The sequence below is a fragment of the Krasilnikovia sp. MM14-A1259 genome, from assembly GCF_047159535.1.
Taxonomy (GTDB): domain Bacteria; phylum Actinomycetota; class Actinomycetes; order Mycobacteriales; family Micromonosporaceae; genus Actinoplanes.
Window position 1 is genome coordinate 2,125,531 of sequence record NZ_BAAGAJ010000002.1, and the last position, 8,356, is coordinate 2,133,886.

Genomic DNA, 8,356 nt, shown 5'->3' on the forward strand with positions numbered 1-8,356 from the left:
CTGGAAGACCTGGCCGGAGCGCAGTCACGGCAATGACGGCCTGAGGGACCGCGGACATCATCCATGCGGTCGTCGCGGGCAGGCCGATGTCTGCCGCCGGTAAGTACGCTCGGCGTATGACCGCCGACGACCGGAATGCCCGTCCGGCGAGGACGCCTTTGCTGCTTCTGGATACGATCCGCGGCTATGGACACGGGGTACGCCGTCGGCTGGGGCACACTTACATTGATCAACGCGGGTCTGGCTCAGGCCAAAGGACGCAGCGGATGGAACTGGTGGGTCATTTCGATCCTGCTGGGGCCGATTGCCACGTTCCTGATCGTGGTGTGGCCGCCGCTTCCCCGCTCAGATCGGTGATGGCACTTCGCAGCCTCGGCCCCCGCTAGTGACGCCCGGCCGCTCGTCGCCCAAGTCGAGACCGCCCTACCGAGGAATCCCTACAAACGAACGTCCTGCTACTTCGACGACAGGACCTGCGATGCGAACGGCCCACCCGAAACGGCAGCTCGGGTGGGCCTCAAGCCTGATCCACCCAAACCGTCACAGTGCCGCTTTACCCTCACAGCGATACCGACACCGAGGAGTCGACCTGTGCAGCTGCGCGACCTGATCGGAACCATCGGCGCGACGTACGACCGCCACCTACCGATGTCCAGCGAGGCTCAGCTGCTTCTCCGCAGCGCGCCTCGCGAGCTTCCGCAATGGATTCCCGGCGGCTACATGGTCACCGGAAGCGGCGGCATCGGCGGTGGCGCGATCTCGCCATGGATTGGCGTCTTCAACCCGGCCGAGACCACGACGGCCCAAAAAGGCATGTACGTCGTCTACCTGTTCGCCGCCGACATGAAACGTGTCTACCTCACCCTCAACCAGGGGGTAACTGAGATCAGTGAACGCCTCGGACGCCAGGCCGCCCGCAACGCCCTTAACCAGGAAGCGGCCCAAATCCGTGCAGCCTTCGAAACGGCCACCATTCACGACCTGGATGAGGCGATCGACCTGCGCTCCAAGGCTGACCTCCCGCGCAACTACGAGTACGCCAACATCCTTGCGCGCGCATACCTCACCGATGACCTGCCAGATGAGGCGACCATGGTTGCCGATCTCCAACGGTTCGTGCAGCTATACGACCTAGCGCTCGAAGCTCGCGAGGAGGGCAGCCAGCGCGGCGTGCCCGGTATCGTCACGCCGCCACGGGAGCAGCCACGCAAGAAGACCGCCGTTGTCTTCAAGCCGAAGGACGACGGCGAATACCGGAAGATGATCGCCGCGCGAGAAGTCACCATCTACCGACGGCACGAAACCCTCGTCAACGACTACGAGGCGTTCCTTCGGCGCCAACGGTTCACCACGGCATCCCCGCATCCTCGCGACCTCACCGCGGAACGCGATGGCCGCCACTGGCTGATCGAGGCGAAAGCCATCCGTGCCGGCGACGCAGAGACTGCCGCCCGCGAGGCGTTCGCCCAACTCTGCTTCTACGAGCACTTCCTCTACGACGACACTGCCACCGTCTCCAAGCTCGCCCTCTTCAACGAACCGCTCGGCGCGGCCCACCTTGGCTTCTTCGAGCGGAAGGGCATCGCCGTCGTCTGGCGGCGCGGCGACGGCTGGCTCGGCACGGACAGCGCCCAGTCCGCGGGGCTCTGTTAACGCGTAGTCGACGCCGGAACAGCCCTCAGCGCCCCGTCTGGGAGAACCCGGGGAGAAGTTGGTCCCCAAATGGTCCCCAAATCAGGGCAGCCCAGTAGGAATATCAGGATCAAGCCGGACACGAGAAACGGCCGCCAACCAGGGAAAATACCCTCGTCGGCGGCCGTTGATCGTTGTCGGGCTGACAGGATTTGAACCTGCGACCCCTTGACCCCCAGCATGGTCAACATGATCGGTTGACCAGTACAGGCGTGCGAATGTCCTGGTCAAGCATGGTGGTACCGGTCGGTCTACTGTGGGCTGTGTCGGTCAGATTGGCAAGATCGTCTCCCAGATTTCTCCCCATGATCCACCGGCCCCTACTGGAGCCGGCATCCCGTCGCGCAAGCTTCGCTCGGCCGGGCCGCGCCTGCCCGGTCCAGGTGGAGCGCCCCACTGGACGACCTGGACCGGGCAGGCGCGGTCTGGTTGCCTCCGGTGCGCGATTGGTGTCCGCCGGCTGGGCATCCCAGAGCCGCCCGGGTCCAGGGCTGGAAGCCCTGGCCGCCGGAGGCTCTGGGGTCTTCGACGGTCATTCCGCGGAGATCAGCGTTGCGCGCCAGCCTCGTTAGGCTGCTCACCCATGACGAGCCGGATAGGTGACATCGTGATCGACTGCTCGGACCCCGAGCTCCTGGCCGGGTTCTGGTGCAGCGTCCTCGGGTACCGGATCTTCGACCGGGACGAGACCGGCGTGGCGATCCGGGGAGCGACGGTCAGTCCGGACATCCTGTTCATCCGGGTGCCTGAGCGCAAGGCCGCGAAGAACCGGATCCATTTCGACGTGTGCGCCACCGACGGGGATCAGCAGCAGGAGCTGGCACGCCTGCTGGAACTGGGCGCCAGGCGGTCGAGCATCGCGGCCGGCGGCTCCTGGGTCGTGCTCGAAGACCCGGAGGGCAACGAGTTCTGCCTAATGTCGAAGCGGATTGCACCGGAACCGGAACCGTTTCACGAGGTGTAAGCCGCCCTGCATGGGGAGGCCATCGCCCGACGACCCCCGGACGCTCCCGTGAGGAGAGCCCGGGGGCTTCGTCGTGTCCGGCGTAAGTTCCGCATCAGCGCGGCCGGGGCCGGCGCGGAGCCGAAGGCGGCAGCGCCGGTCCCCGGACCGCGCCTTGAAGACGTATAGAAAAATTCTCACGAAAAATTTGTCCGGCTCCACTTGATGCGCTACGGATCTAGGTCAGATGATCCGTGACAGCTCCGGCTAGACGATCTTGGTTGCTTGTCGTTCTGGTTGGTCAGGTGCGGTCGGCCAGCTCGGTGGCCAATGCCTCTGGCGTCTCGCAATGGTCCGTCGATGGCCACGGCGGGTTCTCTGCCGAACCTCGCCAAGTGAGGTGGACGACGGCCCAGGACCTGTCGGCAAGACGGACGACGATGTCGTCGGTCACCTCCGATTTCGCCGTAACGATCGCGGGTTTGCCATGGAGCGGGTGACCGGGGCTGACCTCGACGGCGAGCTCGGCCGCAAGGGCCTCGCGCTGTGCGACGTCGGCCGGATCGGCGCTGCGCAGGTCGCGCCAGGGATAGGTGAACACGATGTCGTCCACGGTGTCATCGTGCCGCACGTCGCGGCTGCTCGGGTTTGCGGACCTTGAATCTGGCGATGTTCTTGCTGGTGGTGCGGGCGACTTCGGTGAGCAGTTCGTCGCCGTGGTAGATCCGCCAGGTGGTGTCGCCGGTCTCGATGGTGACGGTGCGGCCGGCGTGGACCATGCCGACGTGGATGCGTTGCCCGGCCACCTCCAGGGCACCCCGGCAGCTGATCCGCCGCTCCACCCGCAACGGTTCGGCGGGAGGTTGGGGTGGCGGTCCGGCGGGCCGGGCGTCGCGGAGGCGGGCCAGCTCGCCAGGGGTGAGCGGGTTGGGCAGGCTGCGCAGCAGGACACCGTCCTGGACGAGCTGGAGCAGGCCCTGGTCGATGCGGACCGTGACCCGGCGGCCAGCGTAGTGGTAGCCGACCGGGTGCTGCCGCCCGGCCAAGCCGATGGTGCCGACGGCGCTGACCGTGCGGTCCACCTCGATCGCCATGCCCGGCTGCGTGCCGCCGGTGCGGATGGGAGGCGGCCCGGCGAGACGGCCACCGTCGTCCAGGAGCCGACGCAGATGGGCGGTGGTGAGCCGGGACGGCACGGTCTTGAGCCGGACGCCGTTGACCAGCAGGTGCACGACGGTGCTGTCGGCCCAGAAGGTAACCGTGCCGCCGGCGCGGTCCGGGCCGAGCCAGAACTGCTGCCCGGCCACGGTCAGATTCCCCGACGAGGGCACCACGCGGGTGAACTCCACCGCCAGATCGACCGGTTCGGCGCCGTTGGTCGACAACCGCGGTGCGACCGTCACGGCGGAGACTGGATGCCGGGCGGGCACGGCTGGTGGCAGCGTGGCAGGCAGCTGCGGCGGCAGTGCCTGGCCGCTGGTGCGGGGGATGAACCGGTCGGCCGGGAACGCCATGTTCAACGACTGGTGCGGCCGGTTGGAGTTGTACTCGACCCGGAACGCGTCAATCGCCGCCTGGGCAGCCTGCAGGTCAGGCCACACCTGCACGTGATCGAGCAGTTCCCGCTGCAGGGTCTGGTGGAACCGCTCCACCTTCCCCGTCGTCGTCGGCGACCGCGGTTTGGTGTTACGGGCGACGATGCCGTTCTCCCGGCAGATCCGCTCGAACATCACCTCCGCCGGGCGGGGCTTGGTGAACCGGCCGGTGAACTGCTTGCCGTTATCGGTGAGCACCTCATCCGGAAACCCGTACGCGCGTAACGCGTCCGTGAACGCGGCACAGACCGCACGGCCGGTGGCCCGGCGGACCACGGTGGCGATCACACAGAACCGGGAATGGTCGTCCACCCCGGTGACGATCTTCGTTTCCGAGCCGTCGGCCAGCCGGATGCCGTCCACGATGTCGAGTTGCCACAGCTCCATCGGCACCGCCCGTTCCCACCGCCGGTAGTCCTCTCGGCGCCGGCGGCGAGGCACCGCGTCGACCAGGCCGTGCCGGACCAGCACCCGGTAGATCGTGCTCACCGACGGAATCGGGCCGGGACAGCCGGTCCGGCCCAGCTCGAACTCGATCCGCCGCTGACCCCACCGCGGATGCGTCCGCCGCAGCTCACAGATGGCCGCCTCCACCTCCGAGCTGGTCTGTGCGGGATGTGCATGCGGCCGGTGGGACCGGTCGGCCAACCCGTCCAGGCCCTCATCTCGATACCAGCCGATCCAGCGGTGCACCGCCTGCCGGGACACCCCGAACCGCTCGGCCACCTCGGTCACCGGCACCCCGGCTTCAACTTCGAGCACGGCCCGATACCGCTGCTCCGTCATGGTCATCTCCACCAGCACTCGGCGGAGTGTCACGCATCAACTGAAGCCACGACGTAACGCGTCAAGCGGAGTCAGACATTCTCACGAAAAATTGCCAGTGCGAAGTTTCTATATGAGTTCAAGGCGGCGCACCGTGGCGCGCAGGCCGGTCGCTCGGGGCCGCTGCGCGGCCCGGTCCGCCTTACGCATGTGGCGACGGCGACCGGGCGAACCACGGCGCCCGCACCCGCACCGGCACCCGCACCAGTAGCAAACCTGATCGAGGCCGGTCGGGCAGGATGAGCGAGTGACGCCGAGCCAGCACCGGGACCGTATGGGCCGCACCGAGCTGCACGACGCGGCCGCGGCCGGTGACGTGGCCACCGTTCGATCTCTCGTTGCCCAAGGCGCAGATGTGGACACGGCAGACAAAGCGGGGTGGACTGCGCTGCACTTCGCCGCCCAGGCCCAGGCCGCCGCCGTAGCCGCTGAACTCCTTACGGCCGGGGCCACCGCCGACAGCACCGACGAGCACGGCAACACGCCGCTCTGGCGCGCAGTGTTCTGCTACCGGGGCGATCCCGCGACCTTGAACCGGCTCGCGGCGGCAGGCGCTGACCCTGATCGTGTCAACGCCCATGGCGTCAGCCCACGGGCCTTGGCGGCGAGGATCGCCAATACAGACGTCGCCCAGCATCTCCCACCAGGGCATTAGCAGCATCGGCCACGCTCGCGCCTGCTGGCGGCGCAAGCGCCAGCAGCAGGCGCGGCGCGGCCGATCATCACTGCGACACCGCAGGTTCCTGACGATGCCTCCGGCGGGAGCACTCGGTGCTCTGGGATGGTTGCCATCCCGCGCACCGTCGACCCAGGCGGAGCCGAGCAGACCTGCCCCTCCACGGTGTGTGTGGGTCGACGGCGGACGTGATGGCTGGGCTTGGCAAATGTCGGCGCCTGTTTGGCTGAGCCAACTAACGTCATCCGGGTGACTAAGCGGTTCGAGCAGGCCATGTATCTCATGCGCCGTCACGACCCGCAGGCCATGGAGGACGGCTTTCACCTTTTGCTGCCCCACGCAGCCGAGCACATCGATGAACTCATCGCCGAGTTTGCGGAGCTGGAACCCTCCGACCGGCTGCGGTTCTGGCTGATCCAACTCATCGGCGAAGGACGCTCACCCCAGGCGCTGCCCTTGTTCGCTGACCTGCTCTACAGCGACGATGAATCGTTGCGCTTCTGGGCCGCCCGAGGTCTAGAGAAACTCGACACCAAGCCTGCGCGGCACGAGCTGTGGAAGGCCCGAGCCAACGGCCGCAACGACTGAACGGCCTCACCGTCCAGCGACGATCACCCCTCATCGGCGGGGTTCACCACCCCCAGGGTGGTGCGTCCGCCCGGCGAGCCGTAGAGCCATATCGTCCCCGCTGGCGGAGCCGGCAGCGGCCCACGCAGCAGAGCCGCCAGCGCGCGGCCAAGTTCTGCGACGGGCTCGGTGTCCGTGGCCGAATCACCCCGGAAGATCACGGTCTCGTCGTCGATGACCTGCCATCCGGCGGCCTCGGCGGCGGTGAAGATCCCACGGTCCCTTAGGCGATCGGCGGCGTCTTCCAACAGCTCGGCGAACTCCTCACGTTCCCCCGCGCCCGACCCGCCAGCCAGCTCGAAGGAGATGTCACTGACCGTGGCCTGGAGGCGGAGTTCCTCAGCTCGGTCCGCCCACCAGTTGGGGCGGTCGTCCGGGGGTGCCGACTCGACGGAGCGAATCACCTGGGCCAGCAGCAACGATAGCGCCGCGTCGTACACCCATATCTCGCGTTGAGGATCCGGACGTTTCGGTGAGGGCCCCCCGTAACAGGCCACCGTCTTGGTCTTGCTCACCCCCCGATCGTGCCATCCAGATGACCTTCCCTGGCACGGCTGAGCCCAATGCAAACGCCCACCTGCCGTGGGCCATTCACGGGCACTAAGGCAGGGCACGGAAGGTCACTCCGGGCCACTCTGTGCCGCCCTGACCTGCGTGCGGACGGCTCGAACTGCGGATCTTGTGCGGTTCCCAAGCTGCGAGTTCCCGACGCGAGCCCGGACCGTCTGGAAGCCGCGGCACACTGAGCAAATGTCGCACCAGGATCTCGCCGATGACATGAAGGAGTGGCCGGTTGTCCGCTTCCACCAGTGGATGAGCACCCTTGACCAGGACAACGCACCTCGATCGATCAACTGGTGGCTGAGAGCTCGGGTGATGCCGCAGCACCGTGCCTACGACGAGAACCTGACCCCGGAGGTGCGCCGAAACTGGGGAGCGGTGGTGTTGTCGCTGACCGAGTGCGCCGAGCGGTTCGCCGGTTACGACCGCTGGGAAGTAGCTGCGGACGACTTCAACCTGCGTGGCCTGCTGATCAGGAAACTCGGGTCGGTGCCGGATGACGAGAACTGGGAGCTGGGTGCGCTGGTCCGAAGCGTCCTCGCGATTGTGACGCTGACACCCGGGCAGGCGAGCGAGATGGCTGAACACTGGCGAACGCTGCCAACGGATCAGATCCACCTCCTTCGTCGTCACAAGATCGTCCTCACCCCGCTTGCGTTGCTGGCTGATCAGGTGCTCGCGGGGCCGGAGGCCGAGGACGTGCGAGCATGGTTGTCGATTCGGCCGAGCCTGCCGTGACGGAGCGGGGCTCTGGGATTCGAGCTTCGTAGAGATGAACCCGGCGGATCTTGAAGGGTCGTTTCGCAGCACTCCGTGACGTCCGTCCCCATGGCCTCACGCGTGGCCGCGGTCGGGGCATGAGAGTCGAAGCGTCAACCACCTGCCGTAGTCGGCACATTACGCGGCGTTCACGACGAGAGGGATTAGGGCTTTCTTCGAGAAGTTCCCAACAACCTCACAGCGAGCTGTTGCTTGCGTGACCAGTGGGGTCACCGCACGCGCACGATGCGCGATCTTGAGCGGCGCCTGAACGCATCTCGTCCATTCGGTCATCGAGCTACGCCCAGGCTGCAGGTGGGCGTCGCCGTCCGTGGGCCTCCGGCTGGACCTGCGCTGGTGTCTGGCATATGCCGCGTTTCCCTACCTTTCCTCTGTCTCATTGGGCGTGGAAGGTTGGGCATGACGGGTCACGGACTGCGTAAGGCGCCGGGTTCTCCTCGCGGGAGCCACGGGCGTTCGCGCGCGATGGTGCTGCTGGCGTTCTCGTGTGTGGCAGCGCTGCTGGCTGGTTTCGTCTCGCCGCCGGCGTGGGCCGCGGCGCTGTCCGTGACGAGCCCGGGGGCGCAGTCCAGCCCGACCGGGACCTCCGTGTCGCTGCCGATCGCAGCGGCGGGTGGCACTTCCCCGTACACCTGGTCGGCGACCGGCCTGCCCACC

The 8,356-nt window shown here is 67.1% G+C and carries 9 protein-coding genes and 1 pseudogene; 7 read left to right on the plus strand and 3 right to left on the minus strand.

Annotated features, from left to right (window positions below):
- The first annotated feature begins 186 nt into the window (after positions 1-186).
- From ACMCNK_RS09255 to ACMCNK_RS09265, 3 genes are all read left to right on the plus strand, one after another.
- Positions 187-357, plus strand: coding sequence for a hypothetical protein (locus ACMCNK_RS09255; RefSeq protein WP_412735985.1), 171 nt, complete (start codon positions 187-189; stop codon positions 355-357).
- A 234-nt stretch (positions 358-591) separates the two neighbouring features.
- A complete protein-coding gene (locus tag ACMCNK_RS09260) occupies positions 592-1,653 on the plus strand; it encodes an MrcB family domain-containing protein (RefSeq protein WP_412735986.1) in 1,062 nt (353 codons plus the stop codon).
- A gap of 622 nt (positions 1,654-2,275) precedes the next feature.
- Positions 2,276-2,656: a VOC family protein gene (locus ACMCNK_RS09265; protein WP_412735987.1), complete on the plus strand. Its 381-nt coding sequence runs from the start codon at positions 2,276-2,278 to the stop codon at positions 2,654-2,656.
- Between the two features lie 280 nt (positions 2,657-2,936).
- Here the strand turns inward: ACMCNK_RS09265 and ACMCNK_RS09270 are convergent, their stop codons facing one another.
- Together ACMCNK_RS09270 and ACMCNK_RS09275 are read right to left on the minus strand one after the other, a co-directional pair.
- On the minus strand, positions 2,937-3,248 hold the full coding sequence (locus tag ACMCNK_RS09270; RefSeq protein WP_412735988.1) for a hypothetical protein: 312 nt from the start codon (positions 3,246-3,248) through the stop codon (positions 2,937-2,939).
- Positions 3,249-3,252: 4 nt separating this feature from the next.
- Positions 3,253-5,022 carry an IS481 family transposase gene (locus tag ACMCNK_RS09275; protein WP_412740792.1) on the minus strand — a complete coding sequence of 590 codons (1,770 nt, stop codon included), beginning with the start codon at positions 5,020-5,022 and terminating at the stop codon, positions 3,253-3,255.
- 280 nt (positions 5,023-5,302) lie between these two features.
- On the opposite strand from ACMCNK_RS09275, the gene ACMCNK_RS09280 reads away from it, so the two are divergent.
- Entirely contained in the window at positions 5,303-5,710 is a 408-nt protein-coding gene (locus ACMCNK_RS09280) for an ankyrin repeat domain-containing protein (RefSeq protein WP_412735989.1), read from the plus strand.
- Between the two features lie 270 nt (positions 5,711-5,980).
- Positions 5,981-6,319 carry a HEAT repeat domain-containing protein gene (locus ACMCNK_RS09285; RefSeq protein ID WP_412735990.1) on the plus strand — a complete coding sequence of 113 codons (339 nt, stop codon included), beginning with the start codon at positions 5,981-5,983 and terminating at the stop codon, positions 6,317-6,319.
- A gap of 23 nt (positions 6,320-6,342) precedes the next feature.
- On the opposite strand, the gene ACMCNK_RS09290 is transcribed toward ACMCNK_RS09285, so the two are convergent.
- Positions 6,343-6,873: a hypothetical protein gene (locus tag ACMCNK_RS09290; RefSeq protein WP_412735991.1), complete on the minus strand. Its 531-nt coding sequence runs from the start codon at positions 6,871-6,873 to the stop codon at positions 6,343-6,345.
- Between the two features lie 235 nt (positions 6,874-7,108).
- On the opposite strand from ACMCNK_RS09290, the gene ACMCNK_RS09295 reads away from it, so the two are divergent.
- Positions 7,109-7,657, plus strand: a complete 549-nt coding sequence (locus ACMCNK_RS09295) for a hypothetical protein (RefSeq protein ID WP_412735992.1) — start codon at positions 7,109-7,111, stop codon at positions 7,655-7,657.
- A 507-nt stretch (positions 7,658-8,164) separates the two neighbouring features.
- A pseudogene (locus ACMCNK_RS09300) lies at positions 8,165-8,296 on the plus strand (hypothetical protein); the annotation flags it as partial.
- Positions 8,297-8,356 lie beyond the last annotated feature (60 nt).